Source organism: Bradyrhizobium guangxiense (assembly GCF_004114915.1).
GTDB lineage: Bacteria > Pseudomonadota > Alphaproteobacteria > Rhizobiales > Xanthobacteraceae > Bradyrhizobium > Bradyrhizobium guangxiense.
Map to the genome: position 1 here is coordinate 6182850 of NZ_CP022219.1, position 21793 is coordinate 6204642.

The 21793-nt window shown below is 66.1% G+C and carries 21 protein-coding genes and 1 pseudogene; 4 read left to right on the forward strand and 18 right to left on the reverse strand.

Annotation, left to right across the window (positions count from 1 at the left end; genetic code table 11):
* Positions 1-77: 77 nt before the first annotated feature.
* From phnN to phnG, 8 genes are read right to left on the reverse strand one after another with little or no spacing between them, the layout of a single operon-like run.
* Positions 78-674, reverse strand: a complete 597-nt coding sequence (phnN, locus tag X268_RS29660; RefSeq protein WP_128928223.1) for a phosphonate metabolism protein/1,5-bisphosphokinase (PRPP-forming) PhnN — start codon at positions 672-674, stop codon at positions 78-80.
* Positions 671-1828 carry an alpha-D-ribose 1-methylphosphonate 5-triphosphate diphosphatase gene (locus X268_RS29665; RefSeq protein ID WP_128928224.1) on the reverse strand — a complete coding sequence of 386 codons (1158 nt, stop codon included), beginning with the start codon at positions 1826-1828 and terminating at the stop codon, positions 671-673. Before X268_RS29665 ends, phnN begins: the two co-directional genes overlap by 4 nt.
* 5 nt (positions 1829-1833) lie before the next feature.
* Entirely contained in the window at positions 1834-2532 is a 699-nt protein-coding gene (phnL, locus tag X268_RS29670; protein WP_164937992.1) for a phosphonate C-P lyase system protein PhnL, read from the reverse strand.
* Positions 2533-2554: 22 nt separating this feature from the next.
* Positions 2555-3352 (reverse strand): phosphonate C-P lyase system protein PhnK, encoded by a 798-nt coding sequence (gene phnK / locus X268_RS29675; protein ID WP_128928226.1) that lies wholly within the window; start codon positions 3350-3352, stop codon positions 2555-2557.
* Entirely contained in the window at positions 3345-4241 is an 897-nt protein-coding gene (locus X268_RS29680) for an alpha-D-ribose 1-methylphosphonate 5-phosphate C-P-lyase PhnJ (protein WP_128928227.1), read from the reverse strand. Before X268_RS29680 ends, phnK begins: the two co-directional genes overlap by 8 nt.
* Positions 4238-5341 (reverse strand): carbon-phosphorus lyase complex subunit, encoded by a 1104-nt coding sequence (locus tag X268_RS29685; RefSeq protein ID WP_128928228.1) that lies wholly within the window; start codon positions 5339-5341, stop codon positions 4238-4240. Before X268_RS29685 ends, X268_RS29680 begins: the two co-directional genes overlap by 4 nt.
* 4 nt (positions 5342-5345) lie before the next feature.
* On the reverse strand, positions 5346-5954 hold the full coding sequence (gene phnH, locus X268_RS29690) for a phosphonate C-P lyase system protein PhnH (protein ID WP_164937993.1): 609 nt from the start codon (positions 5952-5954) through the stop codon (positions 5346-5348).
* 4 nt (positions 5955-5958) lie between these two features.
* Positions 5959-6372 carry a phosphonate C-P lyase system protein PhnG gene (phnG, locus tag X268_RS29695; protein ID WP_245477993.1) on the reverse strand — a complete coding sequence of 138 codons (414 nt, stop codon included), beginning with the start codon at positions 6370-6372 and terminating at the stop codon, positions 5959-5961.
* Positions 6373-6543: 171 nt separating this feature from the next.
* Here phnG and phnF point away from each other — a divergent pair, with 171 nt between their 5' ends.
* Entirely contained in the window at positions 6544-7272 is a 729-nt protein-coding gene (gene phnF / locus X268_RS29700; RefSeq protein WP_128928231.1) for a phosphonate metabolism transcriptional regulator PhnF, read from the forward strand.
* A gap of 128 nt (positions 7273-7400) precedes the next feature.
* On the opposite strand, the gene phnE (X268_RS29705) is transcribed toward phnF, so the two are convergent.
* The 4 genes from phnE (X268_RS29705) to phnC form a co-directional block, all read right to left on the reverse strand.
* The gene (phnE, locus tag X268_RS29705) at positions 7401-8249 is read right to left on the reverse strand and encodes a phosphonate ABC transporter, permease protein PhnE (protein WP_128928232.1); all 849 of its coding nucleotides are present in this window, start codon (positions 8247-8249) and stop codon (positions 7401-7403) included.
* On the reverse strand, positions 8246-9130 hold the full coding sequence (phnE, locus tag X268_RS29710) for a phosphonate ABC transporter, permease protein PhnE (protein ID WP_128928233.1): 885 nt from the start codon (positions 9128-9130) through the stop codon (positions 8246-8248). Before phnE (X268_RS29710) ends, phnE (X268_RS29705) begins: the two co-directional genes overlap by 4 nt.
* Before the next feature lie 74 nt (positions 9131-9204).
* Entirely contained in the window at positions 9205-10140 is a 936-nt protein-coding gene (gene phnD / locus X268_RS29715) for a phosphonate ABC transporter substrate-binding protein (protein ID WP_128928234.1), read from the reverse strand.
* An 86-nt stretch (positions 10141-10226) separates the two neighbouring features.
* On the reverse strand, positions 10227-11036 hold the full coding sequence (gene phnC / locus X268_RS29720) for a phosphonate ABC transporter ATP-binding protein (protein ID WP_128928235.1): 810 nt from the start codon (positions 11034-11036) through the stop codon (positions 10227-10229).
* Between the two features lie 174 nt (positions 11037-11210).
* Here phnC and X268_RS29725 point away from each other — a divergent pair, with 174 nt between their 5' ends.
* From X268_RS29725 to X268_RS29735, 3 genes and pseudogenes are all read left to right on the forward strand, one after another.
* Positions 11211-11879, forward strand: a complete 669-nt coding sequence (locus X268_RS29725; protein ID WP_128928236.1) for a transferase hexapeptide repeat family protein — start codon at positions 11211-11213, stop codon at positions 11877-11879.
* A pseudogene (locus X268_RS29730) lies at positions 11876-13068 on the forward strand (alpha-D-ribose 1-methylphosphonate 5-triphosphate diphosphatase). Before X268_RS29725 ends, X268_RS29730 begins: the two are co-directional and overlap by 4 nt.
* Before the next feature lie 18 nt (positions 13069-13086).
* Complete coding sequence (locus tag X268_RS29735) at positions 13087-13785, forward strand: DUF1045 domain-containing protein (RefSeq protein WP_128928237.1); 699 nt, start codon at positions 13087-13089, stop codon at positions 13783-13785.
* 205 nt (positions 13786-13990) lie between these two features.
* On the opposite strand, the gene X268_RS29740 is transcribed toward X268_RS29735, so the two are convergent.
* The 6 genes from X268_RS29740 to serA all read right to left on the reverse strand — a co-directional run bounded on the left by X268_RS29740 (position 13991) and on the right by serA (position 21539).
* Complete coding sequence (locus X268_RS29740; RefSeq protein ID WP_128928238.1) at positions 13991-14929, reverse strand: dihydrodipicolinate synthase family protein; 939 nt, start codon at positions 14927-14929, stop codon at positions 13991-13993.
* Between the two features lie 131 nt (positions 14930-15060).
* A complete protein-coding gene (locus tag X268_RS29745) occupies positions 15061-17142 on the reverse strand; it encodes a methyl-accepting chemotaxis protein (protein WP_128928239.1) in 2082 nt (693 codons plus the stop codon).
* Positions 17143-17253: 111 nt separating this feature from the next.
* Positions 17254-18024: an enoyl-CoA hydratase gene (locus X268_RS29750; protein WP_128928240.1), complete on the reverse strand. Its 771-nt coding sequence runs from the start codon at positions 18022-18024 to the stop codon at positions 17254-17256.
* Positions 18025-18037: 13 nt separating this feature from the next.
* Positions 18038-18502, reverse strand: coding sequence for a MarR family winged helix-turn-helix transcriptional regulator (locus tag X268_RS29755; protein WP_128928241.1), 465 nt, complete (start codon positions 18500-18502; stop codon positions 18038-18040).
* A 49-nt stretch (positions 18503-18551) separates the two neighbouring features.
* A complete protein-coding gene (locus X268_RS29760; RefSeq protein WP_164937994.1) occupies positions 18552-20213 on the reverse strand; it encodes a tannase/feruloyl esterase family alpha/beta hydrolase in 1662 nt (553 codons plus the stop codon).
* Between the two features lie 81 nt (positions 20214-20294).
* On the reverse strand, positions 20295-21539 hold the full coding sequence (gene serA / locus X268_RS29765) for a phosphoglycerate dehydrogenase (RefSeq protein WP_128928242.1): 1245 nt from the start codon (positions 21537-21539) through the stop codon (positions 20295-20297).
* Positions 21540-21793 lie beyond the last annotated feature (254 nt).

Here is a 21793-nt window from a genome sequence, read left to right on the forward strand (position 1 = left end):
TCCTGTTGCGCCGGCTAGATTCTCGCTTGGATGCATTTACTTGACGAAAACCGGTATCCACTTCGCTTGAAAACGCTCTAATCGTGCCAACCTTCGTGCCTGATCACGCGCACGAGCTGGCGGCTGTGATACTCTGCGCTACCGGCGTTGAGGATGGTGACATCGGCCTGCGCCGACGAATCGTCGACACTGCGCGACAGCCGCTCCGCGATGTTGCCGTCGCTTTGCCGGCCGCGCGCCGCAAGCCGTTGCGCCAGCACCTCCGGCGGCGCCGTGATGGCGACCACCACGACGTTGGCATAGGCTTCGCGCAGCGCGCCGATCACAGTGCGCGAGACATTAACGACGACAGCACGGCCGGCGCGGATGTCGTCATTGATCTCCAGCGGCAGCGCATAGGAATGCCCATGCGCGTCCCAATGCACGGCGAAATCGGCGTGCTCGCGCGCGCGGGCGAATTCGTCCGGGCTCATTGCAATGTTGTCCTCGTCGGCCGACGACGCGCGCGTCACCACACGGCGCGGGAAGACGACGTCGTGATCATCGGCGCAGGCCGCCTGCCCCAGCCGCAGCAACGTGTCCTTGCCGGCGCCGCTGGGGCCGACCACGAGCACGAGCCGGCCGGGGCCGATCGCACCCGTCTCGCCCTCGGCCGTGGTCGCCATCTCGCTCATGCGACGCGGTGTCCCTCGCGCCAGACGCTGCGGACGACGGGAACACTGCCTGCGACATGCACGCGGATCAAGTCGGCGCGCTTGCCGGCCGCGACCTCGCCGCGGTCGGTGAGACCGACCGCCTCGGCGGGCGCCTTCGTCACGGTGCGAACCGCAGCCGGAAGGCTGATGGCGGGCACGTGCTCGGGCAATTGCAGCGCGGCCATCAAAAGGCTCGACGGGATGTAGTCCGACGACAGGATGTCGAGCAGGCCTTCGCGCGCGAGATCGACCGCGGCGATGTTGCCGGAATGCGAGCCGCCGCGCACGACGTTCGGCGCGCCCATCAAGATGTCGATGCCGGCCTGGTGCAAGCCGCGCGCGGCCTCCAGCGTGGTCGGGAATTCCGCGACCGAAACGCGATCGCGCACGGCGTCGGCGACGTTCTCCTCGGTGGTATCGTCGTGGCTCGCCAGCGGGATGTTGTACTGATGCGCCAGCGCCACGATCTGCCGCATATTGGTCGCGGCATATTGCTTCTGATACTCGAAGCGCCTCGCGAACAGCTCGTCGAGCTCGGCATCGGTCTTGCCGCCGCCCTTGCCGCGGTAATAGTCGCGCAGCTTGACCTTGTCGCGGAACTGGCGCTGGCCGGGCGTGTGATCCATCAGCGACATCAGCTTGACGTCGGGACGGTCGATCAGCTCCTTGGCCTCCTCGACCACGCTCGGCATCGGGATCTCGCAGCGCAGATGCAGGAAATGGTCGGCGCGCAGCAGGCTGGCCTCGCGCGCCGTCGTGATCGCGGCGGCCAGCACGCCGGCGCGGCCATCGACCTCCTCGGCACCGTCCTCGCGCCAGACCCGGAGCGAATCGAACACGGTGGTGATGCCTGAGGTCGCGAGCTGGCCGTCATAGGAGATGACGGCGGCGACCGGATTCCAGAACACCTTTGGCCGCGGCACGTAATGGGCTTCGAGGTGGTCGGTGTGGAGCTCGATCAGGCCGGGCATGATCAGATCGCCGCCGGCATCCGCGGCGCCTGTGGGCGCGCGCCCCTCGCCGATCTCGGCGATGCGGCCATCGGCGAGCGCAAGCCAGCCCTTCTCGATCACCCGGTCGGCCAGCACGATCCTGGCGTTGGCGATCACTGATTCCTTCGGGTTCATTTCCATTTCCTTCAGGCCGCGGCGGCAAAGCTGGTGACGTCGACGATACGGTCGGCAATCAGATGTCGGACTTCATCGTCGTGCACAATGGCCACCATGGCGACACCCTGGCGCTTCTTCTCGGCGACCAGCTCGACCACCACGGCGCGGTTGGCGGCATCGAGCGAGGCGGTGGGCTCGTCCAGCAGCAGGATCGGCAGATCCGAGATGAAGCCGCGCGCGATATTGACGCGCTGCTGCTCGCCGCCCGAGAAGGTCGCAGGCGGCAGCTGCCAGAGCCGCTCGGGGATGTTGAGGCGGTGCAGCAGCTCGCCGGCGCGGGACTGCGCCTCGGCCCGCGTCATGCCATTGACGATCAGCGGCTCGGCGACGACGTCGATGGTCGCAACGCGCGGCACCGCGCGCAGGAACTGGCTGACATAGCCGATCGTCGAGCGGCGGATGTTGAGGACCTGCCGTGGCTCCGCGGTGGCGAGATCGACCACCGTGCCGCGATGGCGGATACCGATGCGGCCGGCGTCACAGCGGTAGTTGCCGAAGATCATCTTCAGGATCGACGACTTGCCGGCGCCTGACGGCCCCGACAGCACGACGCATTCGCCCGGGCCGACGTGGAACGTCACGCCGCGCACGACGGGCAATTCAATGCCGCCCTGCAGGTGCATCGTGAACGTCTTGCGGGCGTCGGCGATATCGATCATGGCGGTCATCGGAAAGCTCATCTTGTGAAGTTCATGGCGGCAGAATCGAGGAGACGAGGAGTTGAGTATAGGGCTCGCGCGGATCGTCGAGAACCTGATCGGTGAGACCCGTCTCGATGACGCGGCCGGCCTTCATCACCATCACGCGGTGCGACAACAGGCGCGCCACCGCGAGGTCGTGGGTGACGATGATGACGGCGAGGTGCAGCTCGGCGACGAGGCTGCGCAGCAGGTCGAGCAGGCGGGCCTGCACCGAGACGTCGAGGCCGCCGGTCGGCTCGTCCATGAACACCAGGCGCGGCTCGGTGACGAGGTTGCGCGCGATCTGGAGCCGTTGGCGCATGCCGCCGGAATAGGTGCGCGGCGCATCGTCGATGCGCGCGATGTCGATCTCGACGCGGGTGAGCCAGTCGGATGCGGTCTCGCGGATTCGGCCATAGTGATTCCACCCCACCGCCATCAGGCGCTCGCCGACATTGGCACCGGCCGACACTGCCATGCGCAGGCCCTGGGCGGGATCCTGGTGCACGAAACCCCAATCGGTGCGGAACAGGAAACGGCGCTCGGCCTCGCCGAGCGTGGCGAGATCGCGCGCGACACCGTCGCGCATCCGATAGGAGACGCGTCCGGCACTGGCTGCGAGCTGGCCCGACAGCATCTGCAGCAGCGTCGACTTGCCCGAGCCGGACTCGCCGACGATCGCCAGCACCTCGCCGGGATAGAGCGAGAACGAGACGTCGCGGCACGCGGCGATGCGGCCGAACGACTTGCTGAGAGATTCCGCGACCAGCAGCGGCTGATCGCTGTCGAGCACGGCCTGGTCAACCATTTGATCTCTCCTGCGCCTTCTCCTTGTACGGCGCGGCGCTGAGGCTGCCATGATGGCCGGCGGCCTGGCGGCTTTCGCAATAGTCGGTGTCGGAGCAGACGAACATGCGTGCGCCCTTGTCGTCGGTGACGATCTCGTCGAGATAGGAATTTTCCGCCCCGCACAGCGCGCAAGGCGCGTTGAACCGGTATGGCTCGAACGGATGGGCCTCGAAATCGAGCGACACCACCTGCGTATAGGGCGGGATCGCATAGATGCGCTTCTCGCGGCCGGCGCCGAACAATTGTAGCGCGGGGCAATTGTCCATCTTGGGATTGTCGAATTTCGGCGTCGGCGACGGATCCATCACGTAGCGCGCGTTGACCTTGACCGGATAGGCATAGGCCGTGGCGATGTGGCCGAAGCGGGCGATGTCCTCGTAGAGCTTCACATGCATCAGGCCGTATTCGGCGAGCGCATGCATCCGCCGCGTCTCGGTCTCGCGCGGCTCCAGGAAGCGCAGCGGTTCCGGGATCGGCACCTGATAGACCAGCACCTGGTTTGCGTGCAGCGATGTCTCCGGGATGCGGTGACGGGTCTGGATCACGGTCGCATCAATCGTCGCGGTCGTCGTCGCAACGCCCGCGGTCTTGGCGAAGAATTTCCGGATCGAGATCGCGTTGGTGGTGTCGTCGGAGCCCTGGTCGATCACCTTCAGCACGTCGGCAGGCCCGAGGATCGCCGCGGTGACCTGCACGCCGCCGGTGCCCCAGCCATAGGGCATCGGCATTTCGCGGCTGGGGAACGGCACCTGATAGCCGGGGATCGCGATCGCCTTCAGGATGGCGCGGCGGATCATCCGCTTGGTCTGCTCGTCGAGATAGGCAAAGTTGTAGGCGGGCGCGTTCATTCCGCAGCCTCCTTCATGGCAGCGGGCGCATTGGCATCCGCGAACTCCTGACGCAGCTTGCGGAGCAATCCGAGCTCGGACTGGAAGTCGACATAATGCGGCAGCTTGAGATGCTCGACGAAGCCCGTCGCCTGAACGTTGTCCGAATGCGACATTACGAATTCCTCATCCTGCGCCGGGGCCAGCGCCTCTTCGCCGAGCTCGCGGGCGCGCAGCGCGCGGTCGACCAGCGCCATCGACATGGTCTTGCGCTCGCTCTGGCCGAAGGCGAGGCCATAGCCGCGGGTGAAGCACGGCGCTTCGGTCGCCGAGCCTTTGAACTGATTGACCATCTGGCACTCGGTCAGCTCGATCGCGCCAAGCGGCACGGCGAAGCCGGCGTCCTCCGCGAAGAACTCCACCTCGACCTCGCCGAAGCGGATCTCGCCGGCGAAGGGGTGGTTGCGGCCGTAGCCGCGCTGGGTGGAATAGCCCATCGCCAGCAAAAATCCTTCGTCGCCCCGCGCGAGGTTCTGCAGGCGCAAATCGCGATCCGCCGGAAAATTCAGCGGCTCGCGGGGGAGATCGCCGACGCTGGCGCCGTCCTCGGCCTGCGGCGAGGATTCGATCAGGCCGTCGCGGCCGAGAATGTCCGTCACGCGCGGTGTCGGCGCGGTGGACGCTTCAGCGGAGGCCGGCGCCTCCGGCACGAATCCTTGCGCGAGCGAGGGATCGAGCAGGCGGTGGGTATAGTCGAAAGTCGGCCCGAGGATCTGGCCGCCCGGAATGTCCTTGAAGGTCGAGGATACTCGCCGCTGCACCCGCATCGCGCCGGTGTCAACGGGCTCGCTCGCGCCGAAACGCGGCAGCGTGGCGCGGAAGGCGCGAACCAGGAAGATCGCCTCGATCAGGTCGCCGCGCGCCTGCTTGATCGCAAGTGCCGCGAGCTCACGATCGTAGAGCGAGCCTTCGCTCATGACGCGGTCCACCGCGAGGCCGAGCTGCTCCGAGATCTGGTCGAGCGTGAGTTCCGGAACGCCCAGGTCGCCGCGCCGCTCATGCGCGAGCAGGCGATGGGCGTTCTCGATGGCGCGTTCGCCGCCTTTGACTGCGACATACATGCTTTCAGCTTCCCTTGCTCACGACGCGGGTGGTGCGGGGGATCGCGACCACGGCGTCATCGGCGACCAGCACCACGTCGATGCCGCGCGGAAACAACACCTCGTTGAGATGCAGGCGCTCGAACAGATCGAACGGCCTGATCGACGCCTGCAGCGTCGCGGTACCGTCGATGCCCGGTCCGCGCAGCTCGAAGGGGCGACCCGATTCGAGACTCTCGACCTGCACGATCAACGTGGTCGAACGATCCGGATATTCGCTGGTGCCGAGCGCAAAGCACTCCAGCGCCGGCAGCAAGGCGCCGTCGCCGATCAAAGCAAAGCTCGCGATGGAGCAATCCTGCACCACGGGCGCGCCGGTATGAAATTTCAACCATTTCACTGCGTCCGAGCTCTCCGCCATCCGCGCATCCAGCCACAGCGGCGTGTCGTGGTCGAACAGCGTCAGCGCGATCGCGGCGGTGCCGCGCATCATCGCCCCGGGCATGCCCGCTGCCGGCACGATGCGCTGGACCGAGCCCGGCCGCGCCATCGCATCCATCACCGAGCGAAAGGTCGATTGCGCCGACAGCACCTTGTCGGCGAAACCCGGCGGCAGTTCCGCAATCGTGGTCATGACCTCACCCCTCACCGCGCACCATGGTGTAGAAATCAACCTTCGTCGCAGCGGTCTCGGCCGCAGCCCGCTGGCGCGCGGCCATCAGCTGCTCACGCAGCGGCGCAATCACGTCCCGCTCCACCGCGCTGCCGAAATCGCGCGATTGCACCAGCGCATCGCACAGCGCGATCAGCCGCGCCTTCTCGCCGTCGCGCCCCAGCGTGTAACCGAAGCCGCCCTCGCCGCTCTCGAGCCGAACCGCGGCGCGCGACACCGTGGCTTCGCCGAGGTTGAACGGAGCGCCATCGCCGCCGACCCGGCCGCGCAGCATGACGAGGCCGTTTTCGGGCGCCCGCAGATCCCGATGGGCCGGGACGCTTAAATTGCGGAGGCGGGCGGCGATCTCGCCCGCCTCCGCGTTCGCCAGCACGGCCATCGCGGCCTTGCGCTGGGCTTGCTGGTCATTGTGCTGGGTCACCCGATCCACCGAACCTCTTGATAGAACTTGCCGCGCTCAAGTTGTCTATGATAATAGACAACTTGATATGGGAGCGCCATGACTGTTTCGTGACAAGTCCGTGATTTCTGGGCTAGGCTGACCGGCGATATGAGCATGCAAGACACTGCATCGTCCGGCGTGGCGCTCTGGCGCCTCGTTGCCGACGGCATCGAGCGCGGCATCGCCGACGGACGCTTTGCGGCCGGCGACAAATTGCCGGGTGAGATGGAGATCGCCGAAACCTATCGCGTGAACCGCCACACCGTGCGGCGCGCGCTGGCAGCCCTCGCCGAGCGCGGCTTGGTGCGCGCCGAGCGCGGCAGCGGAACCTATGTCGAGGCCCAGAAGCTCGCCTATCCCTTGCGCTCGCGCCCCCGCTTCTCGGAGATCGTCGGCGCCGGCGGCCGCGAGCCGCGCGGCCAGTTGATCGAGGCGTCCGACGATGTCGCGACCCGGGAGCTGGCGCGCGAGCTGGGCTTGAAGGCCGGCGCGCCCCTGGTGCGGATCGAGGCGATCCGCCTCGCGGACCGCACGCCGATCTGCGTCTCGACCACTTGGCTGTCGGCCGAGCTGTTTCCGAATGCGGGCGCGGTGTTCGCCGCCACGCGCTCGATGACCAAGCTGCTCGCGCATTACGGCGTGCGCGACTATCGCCGCGGCGCGACCCGGATCACCGCCGGCATCGTGGACGCCACCGACGCGGCCCGGCTCGATCTCGCGCTGGGGCGCCCGATCCTGGTGGTCGACGCCACCGACCACGATCTCCAGGGCAAGCCGCTGGTGACGAAGCATTCGCGGTTTGCGGCAGAGCGGGTGGAGTTTCTGGTGGAGTCGTAAGGGACGCTCTCTCCGCGACACCGGAGTCGTAGGGTGGGCAAAGGCGCACTTGCGCCGTGCCCGCGATCATTCTCGATCGCTAGAGGTCGTGGGCACGCTACGCTTTGCCCGCCCCACGGCACCTGCGATCACGCCACTGCCCGCCTTCCAATGATCGCAAAGCGCAGCTTGCCCGAGATGAAATCGATCGCGGCGACCGCGACCAGAATCATCAGGATCAGGAACGACACCTTCTGCCATTCCAGCACGCGGATCTGCTCGGCGAGCTGGAGGCCGATGCCGCCGGCGCCGACAATGCCGATGATGGTGGCCGAGCGGGTGTTCGACTCGATGAAATAGAGCACCTGGCCGGCGATGACCGGCAGCACCTGCGGCATCAGCCCAAAGCGGATCTCGTGCAGCGCACTGCCACCGGCGGCGCGGACGCCTTCGACCTGCTTCTGGTCGGCGCCCTCGATCGCCTCCGAGAACAGCTTGCCGAAGGCGCCGAAATCCGACACCGCGATGGCGAGCACGCCGGCGAACGGGCCGAGCCCGACCACGTTGATCCACACCAGCGCCCAGATCAGCGTGTCGACCCCGCGGATCGAATCCAGGATACGGCGTACGGGGAAGCGCAGGATCTGCGAGGGTATGACGTTGCGCGCGGCCAGCAGGCTGACCGGGAGCGCAAATACGGCGGCGAGCGTCGTGCCGAGCAACGCGATCGAGAGCGTCTCGCCCAGCGCCTTCAGATAGACCGGCAGCGAGGAACCGGGGTCGGGCGGAATCATCATCAATGTAATCCAGCCGAGCTGGCTGAGGCCGGCAATGAACCGCGACGGCGAGAAATCGAGATCGACGAGGCCGTAGACCAGGATCGCGAACGCGGCGACGATCATCGCCGGCACGGCAAGACGCGCCGAGGCCGGCCGGTCGAACACATCGGGGTAGCGCGCGCGAATCTCTCGCGCGTCGACCTCGTACGGCTTCGTCACGTCCGCGCCTCCTTGCCGAACAGGCGGCCGCGCAGCCAGCCGGTGGTGATGTCGATGATGAAGACGGTGACGATGATGGTGAGCAGGATGGCGCTGACGTCCGAATAGTAGAACTTGCGGATGGCGACGACGAGCTCCTGGCCGATGCCTCCGGCCCCGACGAAGCCCATCACGGAGGCCTCGCGCACGTTGATCTCGAAGCGCAGTAGCGCATAGCTGGCATAGCCGGCGGTGACCTGCGGCACGATGGCAAAGCGCATGCAGGAGAGCCAGCTCGCCCCGGTCGAGCGGATGCCCTCGACCGGTTTCATGTCGGCATTCTCGACGATCTCCGAGAACAGTTTTCCCAGCGCGCCGGTGGAGTGGATCGCGATCGCCAGCACGCCCGCCATCGGTCCGAGCCCGAAAGCAATGACGAAGACAAGCGCGAAGACGATGCCGGGAACGGTGCGGGCGAATTCCAGCAGGCGCCGGACCACGAAGCGCAGCCAGGGGGACGGCGAGGTGTTTTCGGCCGCGAAGAAATTCAGGCAGAACGCGAAGGTCGCGCCGATCAACGTGCCGACATAGCTGATGAGCAGGGTCTCGCCCAGCATCTTCAGCCATTTGCGCCAGCCCCAGAGCCACTCACCGACATCGGTCCAGACCCGCTGGCCGTTGTCCAGCGTGAGGATCCGGTCGAAATAGCTGATGAAGTTGCCGAAATAGGTGAACAGCGTGCGCAGATTCACTTCAGCGCCGATGGCGGCGAGAACCAGCGCGGCGGCAAAGACGCCGGCTCCCAGCAACAGGCGAAGCCGCCTGCGCGAAACCGCCTGGCGATAGGCGGCATTGAGCGCGGCAAGCTGCTGCTCGGGGAGGATCGAAACCGCTGTCGTCATCGGCCTGAGGTGAGGTCCCGTCAAAGAAAGAGCCGGGTCGATCGACCCGGCTCCAGGTGCATTCGTCCCAAAACTCAGGACGCCTTCTTCTTACGCAGCGCATCGACGAACTTGATCAGCTCGATCGTACCATCCCAGTCCTTGGTGGTGGCCGGATGAAAGCCCTTCTTCTGGCCGTCCTGGAGACGATCGAAAGCCGCCTTGTCCTTGGCCGGCGCGTCGAAGAACGCCTTCGCGATCGCCGCCTTGGCGTCCTCCGGCAGGTCGGAATTATAGGCATAAGGGCCGTTGATGATCGGCGCCGACTTGTGGATGATGCGGAAGTCGTCCTTCTTCATCGGCGTGCCGTCGGCATTCTTCAGCATGCCCTTGGTCAGCATCTGTGCCAGCGTCGAATCGTCGTCGCTGGTCCACTGGTTGGCGGCGACGTCCACGGTGCCCTGCGCCAGTGCCAGCATGGCGTTCTCGTGGCTGCCGGTGAAGACGACCTTGCTGAAATAGGTATCGGCATCATGGATGCCCATCTTGTCGAGCTCGAAGCGCGGCACGTTGTTGCCGGAGGTCGAGTTCGGATCGACCAGGCCGAGGTTCTTGCCCTTGAGCTGATCGATGCTCTTGTAGGGGCTGCTCGCCTTGACGAAGAACACCGAATAATAGCCGGTCGAGCCGTCGGCGTTGATGTCGTTGGCGAAGGCATCGGTCTTGACGCCGGTCAGGCGCGCGCGAGCGAACGAGGCCGAGCCGTAGCTGGCGATGTGGATGTTCCCGGCGCGCTGGCCTTCGATGACAGCGGCATAGTCGTTGGCGATGCGCAGCGTGACCTTCACGCCCAGTTCCTTGGACAGATAGCTCATGAACGGCGCCCAGCGCTCGGTGACGCCCGAGGCGTTTTCCGCCGGGATGACCGCGAAGGTCAGCTCGGGATATTTGGCCTTCCAGTCCTCGGCGGAGGCGGAGGCCGTGAATGCGAGCGCGGCGGCGCCGGCGAGAACCAGTCTGCGAGTGATCATGATACCCTCTTCATCGGTTGGGTCGGTTGACGCAAAGACTTGCAACGAAGACTTGCAACGAAGACTTGCAGCGAAACAGAAGCCGCTCAGGCGGCCGCAGCCGTTCCGAGCGCCGGGACGGCGTCGGGCGCCGGGACAGGCATCGCACCCATGACGTCGGCGGCTTCGAGATCGTAGAGCTCGCGCGCCACGTGATCGGTCAGCGCGGACGGCGCACCGTCGAACACGACGCGCCCCGCCGCCATGCCGATCAGGCGATCGCAATAATTGCGGGCGAGATCGAGCGAATGCAGGTTGCAGAGCACGGTGATGCCGAAATGCTTGTTGATGCGCAGAAGCGCGTCCATCACGATCTTGGTGTTGCGCGGATCGAGCGAGGCGATCGGCTCGTCGGCGAGGATGACGTCGGGCTGCTGCACCAGGGCGCGCGCGATCGCCACGCGCTGCTGCTGGCCGCCGGAGAGCTGGTCGGCGCGCTGGGCGGCGAGCGAGGCAATGTCGAACTGTTCGAGCGCGGACATCGCCAGCGCCTTGTCTTGCTCCGGCCAGATTTGCGACAGCGAGCGCCAGGCCGGCATGGTCGCAAGTCGTCCCATCAGGACATTGGTGAGGACATCAAGCCGCCCGACCAGGTTGAACTGCTGGAAGATCATCGCCGAACGCGCCCGCCACTGCCGCAGCTCCTTGCCGCGCAGCGCGGTGACGTCAGTCCCGTCGAACAGGATGCGGCCCTCAGTCGGCGTCACCAGGCGGTTGATGGTCCGCAGCAGCGTCGACTTGCCGGCGCCGGATCGTCCGATCACACCGACGAAGCCGCCGGGGGGAATTTGAAACGAGGCATCGTCCACCGCGGCCTTTCTGCCGAAGCGACACGTTAGACCTTCCACCACCAGCATGCACGGCTCCAGATTAACTGGAGCCAACCGCTAACGCCGGCGCTTGACACTTGTGTGACAGGCGCGTCGCGGTGCGGCGATCCTACACACCTCGTCCCCTGTCATCGCAGCGTCATGACATCGTCATCAAGCCGCTCGAAGAGGAACGCCCACCCTCGCACCCTCGGATTCGACATGGCCGCCAAAGCTCTTTCGGTTCAGCCGACCATCGACCCCTCGGCCAAGCTGCATGAGACCAGGCTCGGCGCCTATACCGAGGTCGGCGCGCGCACGATTTTGCATGAAGTGGCGATGGGCGATTACTCCTATGTCGTGAACGATTCGCAAATCACCTACACCACGATCGGGAAGTTCTGCTCGATCGCGGCAATGACGCGGATCAATCCCGGCAACCATCCGATGCACCGCGCGACTCAGGCGCATTTCACCTATCGCTCCAGCGCCTATTTCGAGGGCGAGAGCGACGATGCCGAGTTCTTCGACTGGCGGCGGCAGCATCACGTCCATATCGGCCACGACGTCTGGATCGGCCACGGCGCGATCGTGCTGCCGGGCCGCAACATCGGCACCGGCGCGGTGATCGCGGCCGGCGCCATCGTCACCAAAGATGTGCCGGCCTACACCATTGTCGCTGGCAATCCGGCTCGCATCGTGCGGCGGCGGTTCTCTGAGGAGATCGCCGGACGGCTCGCGCGGCTCGCCTGGTGGGACTGGGATCACGACAAATTGCGCGAGGCCCTGCCCGATTTCCGCAAGCTCGGGATTGAAGATTTTCTTGCGGCATACGAAGCACGGACGAGCTCTCTCGCCAGTTCTCCCAGCAAACGAAGCGCGGTCGCGTGACAGACATTTTTCTCGCAGGCGGCCGGGTCCTGATCGGCGCCGAACTGGTCGAAACGTCACTGGCGGTGTCCGGACAGGACATCGGCGCGATCGACACTCCTCGCGGCCGGACACGGCTGGCGATCGACGCGCGCAACCTGCTGGTGCTGCCCGGCATCGTCGATCTTCATGGCGATGCCTTCGAGCGGCAGATGATGCCCCGCGCCGGCGTCGACTTTCCGATCGACGTGGCACTGGCCGACAGCGATCGCCAAGCGATCAGCAACGGCATCACCACGGTGTTTCACGCCACGACCTGCTCCTGGGAGCCGGGCCTGCGCAGCGCGGACAACGCGCGCGGCCTGATGGAGGCGATCGAGCGGCAGCGTCCGCAATTCGCCGCCGACACCCGCTTCCATCTGCGGCACGAGACCTACAATCTCGATGCCGAGGCCGAGATTGCCCAATGGCTGGCTGAAGCCGCGTCGACCTGTTCGCTTTCAACGACCACATGGACGGCACGGTCGCCGACCTGGCCAAGCCGCGCAAGCGCAACCGCATGGTGGAGCGCACCGGACTGTCGGCCGAGGAATTCGACCGCCTGGTCGAGCGCGTGGTGTCGCGGGCCGACGAGGTGCCCGCTTCGGTGTCGCGGCTGGCCGTCGCGGCCCGGGGGGCCGAGGTGCGGATGCTCTCGCATGACGACGCGACGCCCGCGATGCGCCGCGAGTTTCGCGAGCTCGGCGCCTTGATCGCGGAGTTTCCGATCAACGAGGAGACGGCGCAGGCCGCGGCAAGTCACGGCGATGCCATCGTCTACGGCGCGCCGAACGTCGTGCGCGGCGCCAGCCACACCGGCTGGACCAAGGCTTCCGACATGATCGCCAAGGGGCTCTGCTCGGTGCTGGCGTCGGACTATTACTATCCCGCGCAGCTGCTCGCCGCGTTCCGCCTTGCCGCCGATGGCGTGCTGCCGCTGACGGAAGCCTGGGATCTGGTCTCTGGCGGGCCTGCACGCGCAACCGGCCTCACTGATCGCGGTATGCTCGCGGAAGGTCGCCGCGCCGATATTCTGCTGGTCGACGACAGTGTGCCGCTGCGGCCGCGGCTGATCGCGGTGATCTCAGGCGGCAAGCTCGTGCATCTCACCGATGCGGGTCGGCTGCTCACCACGGCAGCAACGCCGCGCGAGGCTATCGTTGCGGCATAAATTGGTTATGCTGAGGCAATGACAGGTTTTCCCCGCTACGCGATCTATTTTGCCGCTGGGCCCAACAGCCCCCTCTCGCGATTCGGCGCGGAACTGCTCGGTTATGATGCCTATTCGGGTGACGAGGTTTCGTTTCCGCAAGATGCGCTGCGCGTCGCGCCGGATTGGCGCGACGTCACCGCCGATCCCCGCAAATACGGCTTTCATGCCACGCTGAAGGCGCCGATGGCGCTGATATCAGGCAGGACCGAAACGGAGCTGATGGCCGCTTGCGCGGCATTCGCCGGCAAGGCACGGCCGCGTCCCGTGATCCCTCCGATTGTGGATTCCATCAGCGGCTTCATTGCCGTCATTCCGGCCGAGCCGGTCGAGGCGCTGCAGCAGCTGGCCGCCGATTGTGTCCGCGATTTCGATTCGTTTCGTCCTGCGCTGACGGCTGAAGATCGCGCGCGGCGCAAGCCGGAGAAGCTGAGCGAACGGCAGCGCGACTATCTCGATCGCTGGGGCTATCCTTACGTGATGGAAGAATTCCGCTTCCACATGACACTGACGGGCCGGCTGGATGCGAAGCGGCGCGGGCCGATCCTGGAGATGCTGAGGGCGCGGTTTGCGGCGCTGCGGATCGAGACGCTCGAGATCGACCGTATCGCGCTGTTCAAGCAGGATGATGCCAAGGCGCGGTTTCGCAACATCGGCGAGTGGATGCTGGCTCGTTAGGCGAAATCGCGCGACACACTCAGTGTCATCCCCGCGAACGCGGGGATCCATAACCACAGGGAGCGGTTATGGGACGCGCTGGCAACTCCGAGTCCTCGCCAAACTCCTGCTGCGGCGTATGGGTCCCGGATCTGCGCGCGCGCTTGTTGCGCGCTTGTCCGGGACGACAGCGGAGTATTTGGCGACAGAAGGCGATTCGAGAGACCTACTTCCCCCACCGCAGCGCCAGTGCATCGCGCTCCTTGGCCAACTCCAGCAATCCGGCGCGCGTTGCCGGATGCAGCGGCTGCAGCGGGTGGCGCACGGCGTCCGATTTGATCACGCCGCCGGCCTGCATCATCACCTTGCAGGCGATCAGGCCGCATTGACGGTTCTCGTAGTTGATCAGCGGCAGCCACCGTTCGTAGGCGGCCTTGGCCTTTTCGCGATCGCCGGCGAAATAGGGATCGACGATCTGGCGGATGCCGTCAGGATAACCGCCGCCGGTCATCGCGCCGGTGGCGCCGGCATCGAGGTCGGCCAGCAGCGTGATGGCTTCCTCGCCGTCCCACGGACCCTCGATGTCCTTGCCGCCCGCCTCGATCAGGCTGCGGAGCTTTGAAGCCGCGCCAGGTACCTCGATCTTGAAATAGCGGATGTTGGAAAACTCGCGCGACAGCCGGGCCAGCAGCTCGACCGACAGCGGCGTCCCCGCCACCGGCGCGTCCTGGATCATGATGGGAATGTCGATCGCGCCCGAGAGCACCCTGAAGAACTCGACGATGCCCTTCTCGGGCACGCGGAAGGTCGCGCCGTGATAGGGCGGCATCACCATGACCATGGCGGCGCCTGCAACTTCGGCCTGCTTGCTGCGCGCGGCGCAGACGGCCGAGCTGAAATGGGTGGTGGTGACGATCACGGGAACCCGCCCCGCGACATGCTCCAGCACCGCGTGCATCACGGTTTCGCGCTCGGCATCGGTGAGCACGAATTGCTCGGAGAAATTCGCGAGGATGCAGATGCCATGCGAGCCGGCATCGATCATGAAGTCGATGCAGCGGCGCTGGCCCTCGAGATCGACCTCGCCGCGCTCGTCGAAGATGGTGGGCGCGACCGGGAACACGCCGCGATAGGGGCGCTGGGCCTTGTGTGGGGTGACCGGCATCGAACTCTCCATCCCTGATGTGTCTTGCGTCTGGCGCTGCGCTCACGGAGCGCGGCGGCACAGATGTCCCCGCCGCGGGGACCTGCGGCAATGCCGAACGCAGGGCATCAGGATGGAAGAACGAGGCGCGGCTAGGCGGTCTTCACGGCGCCCAAGAATCCCTCGACCGCGACGCGGAGACGGTCGGCGTCGGCGGACATCTTCTTGACGGATTCCGACAAAACCGTGCCGGCATTACCGGTCTCCTGGTTGAGTCTCGCGACGCTGCCGATGGTGTCGGTGACCTCGCGGGTGCCTTGCGCGGCCTGCTGGAAGTTGCGCGAGATCTCGGTGGTGGCGGCGCGCTGCTGCTCGACTGCGGCGGCAATCGCCGTCATCTTCTCATCGATGCCGCTGATGGCGCTGCCGATCGAGCGGATCGCTGCAACCGCCTGGCCCGTGGCGCCCTGAATCTCCTCGACCTGGCGCGAGATCTCTTCCGTCGCCGTCGCCGTCTGGGAGGCGAGGCTCTTGACCTCGCCCGCGACCACGGCAAAACCGCGGCCGGCTTCGCCCGCGCGCGCGGCTTCGATCGTGGCGTTCAAGGCCAGAAGGTTGGTCTGGGCGGCGATGGCGTTGATCATCTTCACGACCTCGCCGATACGGCTGGCGGTCTGGTCGAGGATCTCGACCGTCGCATTGGTCTGCTCGGCCTGCGATACGGCTTCACGGGCCTCGCGAGCGCTGGACTGCACCTGCGCGGAGATCTCGCCGACGGATGCGGAGAGCTCTTCCGTCGCAGCCGCGATGGTCTCGAGATTGTTGGTGGCCTGCTCGGCCGCTGACGAGACCGCCGCGGTCTGGCTGCTCGATTGCGAACCCAGCGAGCGCACGCCGGTCGCGGTGGCGTCGAGCTCCCGCGTCGAGGCCCCGACACTCTGGATCACCGCCTGCACGGTGTCGTCGAAGCTGCGGCAGGCCGCATCGACAGTCCCGGAGCGGGCGAGCTGGAGCGCCTGTTGCGATTCGCGTTCCCGACCGAGCCGCTCGGCGGTTGCCGCACTCTCGCGCAGGCTTTCGAGCGCGGCAGCCATGGTGCCGAACTCGTCGGGATGCCGGGATTGCGGCACCGGCGTCGCATAGTCATGCGCGCTGATGCGTGCGATGGCGTCGAGAATGGCGCGCACCGGGTGCATCAGGCGATTGCGCACCACGTACACGCCCGCCAGGGTCGCGGCCAGCGCAAGCAGGAACGCGAAGGACTGCACGATGAGATTGGTGAGTGCTTTCGCCTGCACGGCTTCCGCCCGCGCGATGGACTGGTCGAGGGCCTTGTTGGCGACCCCGACGATGAGCGGGAACGGTGCCTGGCAAAGCGTATTCCATTCCGCAGCGGGGAGCGCGGGCTTGCCGCTGCCGTCAAGATTCTTAGTGATCTCGTTGATCTGCTTGAGGGCGCCATCGGTCTTGGCCTTGGCGTCGTTGGCCGCGGTCACCAGTTCCGCCGTCACGTCAGGCGCCGCCAGTAATTCGGCGAGGCCTGCCCAACCGGAGGTGATCGTGCCATCCCATTGCGCCACCGACCGCTTCTGGGCGTCGTCGAGCGGTTTGCTGCTGTTGACGTTCGAGCGAAGGGACGAGCAATGGATGCCGTAGCGATCGCGGATCTGCCAGGCGAAGCGGCGGACCTGGATCATGCGCGCGATATAGGGGTCGTTCATCCAGGCGCGGTTCGACACCGCGGTCGAGGCAAGGTTCGCGGTGTCGATCACCTTGGTGACGGCATCGTACCAGGAATTGGTCCGCTCGATCTTGCGTCCCGCGCGCGGACGCTTGGCCTCGTCGTAGAAGAGTTGGAATTGCGGCGCGGCGTCGGCCCAGCGCTGCTTCAGCGTGCCGGCGAATTCATCTCGGCGCGCGAATTCGACGGTCGGGAGGGCGGCGGCGATGGAATCATAGCCGGCCTGTTCGGCCCTCTCCGCAGCTTCGAGCTTGGCGCGCGGATCGTCCTCGCCGAGCAGCGCGCTCTGGGCGTCGCCGCGATTGGTGCGTAGCGCGAGCACGCCGTGGAAGATCGCCTTGTCGGCGGCAGCGAGCCGCTCGGTCTCCAGACTGTCGCTGTAGCGGCTGAAGGCGCCGATCATCTGGATCGCCGTGCTGGTCAGCGCGCCGACGGCCAAAAGCGCCATCAGGACAAGAAGCAGCTTGCTTACCGATTTCTTAAAAATTGACATGGGCCGGGGACCTACTCTCCACGAGCGGTCACCTTGCACCGATACATGCCAAAGTTCGGTTAAACTTATAACAAATGTTAATCGAAGGCCTCTAGGAGGGAGCCACCGGCTTCACGCAACCTTGGTGAAATCGGGCGGACGGCGCTCGGCAAAGGCCGTGAAGGCTTCGCGCGCCTCGGCGGTGCGCAGGCGCTGGGCGAACTGCTCGCCTTCGGCCTGCATCTGCGCGACCAACGCCTCGCCGTTGCGCATCAAGCGCTTGGTGGCCGTGAGGGCACCGGCCGGCTGGCGGGCAAGACGCTGCGCCAGCGCAAGCGCCTCGGCATCGAGTCGGTCGAGCGGCACCACACGGTTGGCGAGGCCCCATTGCAGCGCGGCCTGCGCCGGCACGGTCTCACCCAGCGCGAACATCTCGTAGGCGCGGACGTAGCCGATGCGCGCCGGCATCAACAGGCTGGACGCCGCCTCCGGCACCAACGCGAGGCTGACGAAGGGCGTCGACAATTGCGCGTTGTCGGCGAGCACGACAAGGTCGCAATGCAGCAGCATCGTGGTGCCGACGCCGACGGCGCGGCCCTGCACCGCGGCAACCAGCGGCCTCGTGCAGCGTGCCAGCGACTGGATGAAGCGGATGACGTTGCGGCTGCCTTCGGACTTGCCGGCTGCGACCGCCGCGAATTCGCCAACGTCATTGCCGGCGGTGAACATGTCGCCCTCGCCGCGGATCAGGATCACGCGGGCGGACGGATCATGCTCGGCAGCTTCGATGCTATCAGCGAGCTTGCCGTACATCGCATCCGTCAGCGCGTTCTTCTTGTCGGGACGCGCCAGCGTAAGGGTGAGAATTCCATCGGTTTTCTCGATCCGGACATGCTCGGTCATGGCTCTGCTCCTTCTATTCGTCTGAATGTCTTGTTTCTGAAGATCTCGGAAACTTGTCCTGAATGCTGGTCAGCCAGCGCGCGACGATGTCGATCTCCGCAGCCGTGAATCCGTCCGTCAGCGCAGCGTTGACTTCCACGGCGGCAGCTTTCGCCTGCGCCAGTGCGGTGCGCCCTTTCGGCGTCAGCCAAACGCGCCAGGCGCGTCCGTCCTCGCGGTCGGCCCGCCGCTCGATCAACTTCGCAGCCTCGGTCCGGTCGACGAGGCCGGAAATGCCGGCCGGCCCCATATCGAGCGCCGCGCCGGCCTCGCCCATCAGGACGCCGTCCTGCTTGCCAAGGATGAACAACAGCCCCGCCTGCGCCGGCGTCACCTCGTTGTCCGGCCGCGCCGCCATCCAGCGCTGCAGCCGGCGCTGGGCGACGTTGAGCAGATAGATCAGCCGAGGATGCCGCGCGTCGACGTTATTATTTCGCATGCGAAATAGATAGTCGGACGCACGCTCATTGTCAAACTGGCCTTGTCGCTTACGGCGCGCAGGTGAAGCTGGCCGCCTCCGTCACCGGTCCGGACTTGTAATGCGGCCAGGCCGGCCAACGGCACAGCGGCAGCGCGCGCAGCGTCGCGAAGGACGGCGCCTCGACCTTCTGCTCGGCCACTTCGAGATCGCCGGGCGCCTTGCCCTTCTCGACCCAGTCGACCAGCACGCTGAGCATGTCGACATTGGCCGGTGCGCCGGATCCGACATGGTCGACGCCGGGCGCGGTGTAGAGCCGCGCGAACTCGGCGGTCTCGGCCTTGCCCATCTTGCGCTCGACGCTCTCGAAATAGCGGATGCCGGCATAGGGGCTTTGCGCGTAGTCGGCCATGTGCTCGAGCATGATCAGACGGCCGCCGCGGGCGCGGAAACGGCTGAGATCGGGATCGGTCGAATCCATCAGCTTCGACACTTCAAGCAGCCGCGCCTTGTGCTCCTCCACCTTGTAGGTGGTAACGTCGAGCTTGGGATCGCGCGCGAACACGTATTGGATGCCGCCGGCGCCGTAGATCCAGGCGATGCCGTTGTTGGGCGCAGGCGGCTGCGCCGGCGCCGCGGTGCCGAGCCACCACGCCACCCAGCCACCGGTCGGCCCGATCGCCGGCGTATCCTCGCCCGACACGCCCCAGCCCGGATAGTCATCGAGACCATTGGCGAGCGCGAACGGGAATTTGTAGGTCCCGTGCAGGGTCTCGATCGCCTTGATCTGGGCATCGGTGAGACACTGATCGCCGGTCTTGCCGGCCTCACAGCGCAGCGTCTCAACCTTGAAGGCCGCCTTGCAGCCGACAGGATCCTGCACCAGCGCATCGTCGGAGCCGTCGGCCTTGTCGCACGCGGCCCGCACAGCCTCGCCGACGAGCTTGACCTGCGCCGGATTGATCCAGCCTGCGCCCATGGTGACGAGACCCGAACGCGTGCCGGCGTGCTGCAGGCCGACCCAGTTGATGACGGGCACGCGGGCAAAGATGCCATCGAAATCATCGGGATAACGCTGCGCCATGGTGAGGCCTTCGCGGCCGCCCTCGGACGAGCCCATGAAATACATCTTCTCGGGCTTCTTGCCGTAGGCGCGCTCCATCAGCGCAACCGCGGCATCGCGCACGCGCTTGTAGGAGCGATGGGCAAAATTGTCGAAGGCTTCGTCGTTCAACGCAAACACCTGCGGCGGCTCGCCCTGCTTCGTCTCATGGCCGGAATCGGTGCCGTAGGTGACGAAGCCGCGCGCCAGCGGCGACGGCTTGTCGAAGGGATAGGCCGGCGGCAGCGCAAGGCCTGTGATCAGCACGCCGTTGAATCCGCCGCCGCCATATTGCAGCGAGCGACCGTTCCATTCGACGGGAAGGTTGACCTGAAATTTGATCGGCGGCGCCTTGGGATCGACGGGGTCGATATGGCCGAGCACCTTGCAGAAGGCAGGGTTGGCCGGCGCGATGCGGCCGGACGGTGTCGGCCCGCGTTCGGCCACGGCAAGCTGCGAGGGCGCCTGCAACGCTGCGGAATCGATCTTCACGGCATCAGTGCCGCCGACGAGACCCTTGCAGACCGTTTCCGCGTCCTCCGCCAAGGTCAGCGCCAAAGCGGAGTTCGCGCTCAGGGCCGCCGCTGTGCCCGCGAGCCATGCGCACAGCTTCGCTCTTGTCAGCGTCATCGTTTCCACCCGGTTTTGTTTGTTCGATCCGTCAGGAGATCGCATTGAATGCGACCTCCTGGCGACCGTCAATAAGGACCGCTAGTGCTCGAACACCAGCCGCGCGCCGACCGTGCCGTCAAGGCCGCGGATCTGCTGCAGCAGCGTCGCCGAATCCTGTCCGCCAAGATCGGCATCGAGCACGACGTAACCGAGATCGCCCGATGTCTCCAGGTATTGCGCAGCGATGTTGATGTCGCGTTGGAGGAAGACCTCGTTGAGCCGCCGCAGCATGCCGGGCACGTTGCGATGGACATGGCTGAAGCGTGCGCCGGAGGGACGCAAGTGCAACTGCACTTCCGGGAAGTTCACCGCGCCCATGGTCGAGCCCGTGATAAAATAGTCGACCAGCTTGCGCGCGCCCTCGCCGCCGATGCGCTCCTGCGCCTCCTCGGTCGAGCCGCCGATATGCGGAGTGAGGATGACGTTCTCGAGGCCCTGCACCGGGCTGTTGAAACGCTCCGCGTTCGAGGACGGCTCGACCGGAAACACGTCAATGGCGGCGCCGGCGAGATGGCCGTCGCGTAAGGCGCGCGCGAGCGCGTCGAGATCGACCACGGTGCCGCGGCTGTTGTTGATCAGGAACGAGCCTGATTTCATCGCCCGCAGCTCCTTTTCGCCGATCATGCCTGCGGTCTCCGGCGTCTCCGGCACGTGCAGGCTGACGATGTCGCTCTGCGCCAGCAGCTCTTCCAGTTTCTCGACCGGCTCGGTGTTGCCATGGCGGAGCTTGTCGGTGCGGTCGAAATAGATCACGCGCATGCCGATGGCTTCGGCGAGCGTCGAGAGCTGCGAGCCGATATTGCCGTAGCCGACGATGCCGAGGGTGCGGCCGCGCACCTCGCGGCTGCCGGTCGCCGACTTGTCCCAGCCGCCCGCATGGGCCGACACCGAGCGCGGGAAGATCCGCCGCAGCAGCATCACGATCTCGCCGATCACGAGCTCGGCGACGCTGCGCGTGTTGGAGAACGGCGCGTTGAACACGGGAATGCCGCGTTTGCGCGCCGCTGCAAGATCGACCTGATTGGTGCCGACGCTGAAGCAGCCGACCGCGAGCAGCTGGTTGGCGGCCCCGAGAACCTCATCGGTGATCTGGGTGCGCGAGCGGATGCCGAGCAACGACACGCCGTCGAGCGCGCGGCGCAGATCCTCACCGTCCAGCGCCTTGGTCAGCCGCTCGACGTTGGCGAAGCCCGCGCTCCTGAAAAGGTCCACAGCACTATCATTGACGCCTTCGAGCAACAGCGCCTTCGCGCTCCGCTCCGGGCTATGGCCTGGGGCTGACATGGAATCTCCGTAAGCAACGATTTTCCCGCAGCTCATAGACTGCGGAGGAGGCCCAGCACAATAGGGGTGGGATACGGGGAGAAGATGGCAGAACGTGAGATGTGCTTGGCATCCCACCGGCGCCGTCTTTTGCGCGCAACAAACTGCCGTCCGTCATCCTGAGGCGCGAGTGGCGCGATGCCTAAGCATCGCGCCGGGAGCCTCGAAGGATGCACGGCCCCGCTACAGCCGCGTGGAGAGAGCCGGGCCGTCGC

Bases quoted from the DNA above. Each gene is read 5' to 3' on its own strand.
- phnD (WP_128928234.1), bottom strand. From the start codon at position 10,140: ATGATCACTCGCAGACTGGTTCTCGCCGGCGCCGCCGCGCTCGCATTC.
- X268_RS29665 (WP_128928224.1), bottom strand. From the start codon at position 1,828: ATGGAAATGAACCCGAAGGAATCAGTGATCGCCAACGCCAGGATCGTG.
- X268_RS29735 (WP_128928237.1), top strand. From the start codon at position 13,087: ATGACAGGTTTTCCCCGCTACGCGATCTATTTTGCCGCTGGGCCCAAC.
- phnN (WP_128928223.1), bottom strand. From the start codon at position 674: ATGAGCGAGATGGCGACCACGGCCGAGGGCGAGACGGGTGCGATCGGC.
- X268_RS29745 (WP_128928239.1), bottom strand. From the start codon at position 17,142: ATGTCAATTTTTAAGAAATCGGTAAGCAAGCTGCTTCTTGTCCTGATG.
- phnC (WP_128928235.1), bottom strand. From the start codon at position 11,036: ATGCTGGTGGTGGAAGGTCTAACGTGTCGCTTCGGCAGAAAGGCCGCG.
- phnL (WP_164937992.1), bottom strand. From the start codon at position 2,532: ATGACCGCCATGATCGATATCGCCGACGCCCGCAAGACGTTCACGATG.
- X268_RS29750 (WP_128928240.1), bottom strand. From the start codon at position 18,024: ATGACCGAGCATGTCCGGATCGAGAAAACCGATGGAATTCTCACCCTT.
- X268_RS29725 (WP_128928236.1), top strand. From the start codon at position 11,211: ATGGCCGCCAAAGCTCTTTCGGTTCAGCCGACCATCGACCCCTCGGCC.
- phnH (WP_164937993.1), bottom strand. From the start codon at position 5,954: ATGACCACGATTGCGGAACTGCCGCCGGGTTTCGCCGACAAGGTGCTG.
- X268_RS29740 (WP_128928238.1), bottom strand. From the start codon at position 14,929: ATGCCGGTCACCCCACACAAGGCCCAGCGCCCCTATCGCGGCGTGTTC.
- X268_RS29760 (WP_164937994.1), bottom strand. From the start codon at position 20,213: ATGACGCTGACAAGAGCGAAGCTGTGCGCATGGCTCGCGGGCACAGCG.
- X268_RS29755 (WP_128928241.1), bottom strand. From the start codon at position 18,502: ATGCGAAATAATAACGTCGACGCGCGGCATCCTCGGCTGATCTATCTG.
- phnK (WP_128928226.1), bottom strand. From the start codon at position 3,352: ATGGTTGACCAGGCCGTGCTCGACAGCGATCAGCCGCTGCTGGTCGCG.
- phnE (WP_128928233.1), bottom strand. From the start codon at position 9,130: ATGACGACAGCGGTTTCGATCCTCCCCGAGCAGCAGCTTGCCGCGCTC.
- serA (WP_128928242.1), bottom strand. From the start codon at position 21,539: ATGTCAGCCCCAGGCCATAGCCCGGAGCGGAGCGCGAAGGCGCTGTTG.
- X268_RS29680 (WP_128928227.1), bottom strand. From the start codon at position 4,241: ATGAACGCGCCCGCCTACAACTTTGCCTATCTCGACGAGCAGACCAAG.
- X268_RS29685 (WP_128928228.1), bottom strand. From the start codon at position 5,341: ATGTATGTCGCAGTCAAAGGCGGCGAACGCGCCATCGAGAACGCCCAT.
- phnG (WP_245477993.1), bottom strand. From the start codon at position 6,372: ATGGCCGTGCTGGCGAACGCGGAGGCGGGCGAGATCGCCGCCCGCCTC.
- phnF (WP_128928231.1), top strand. From the start codon at position 6,544: ATGAGCATGCAAGACACTGCATCGTCCGGCGTGGCGCTCTGGCGCCTC.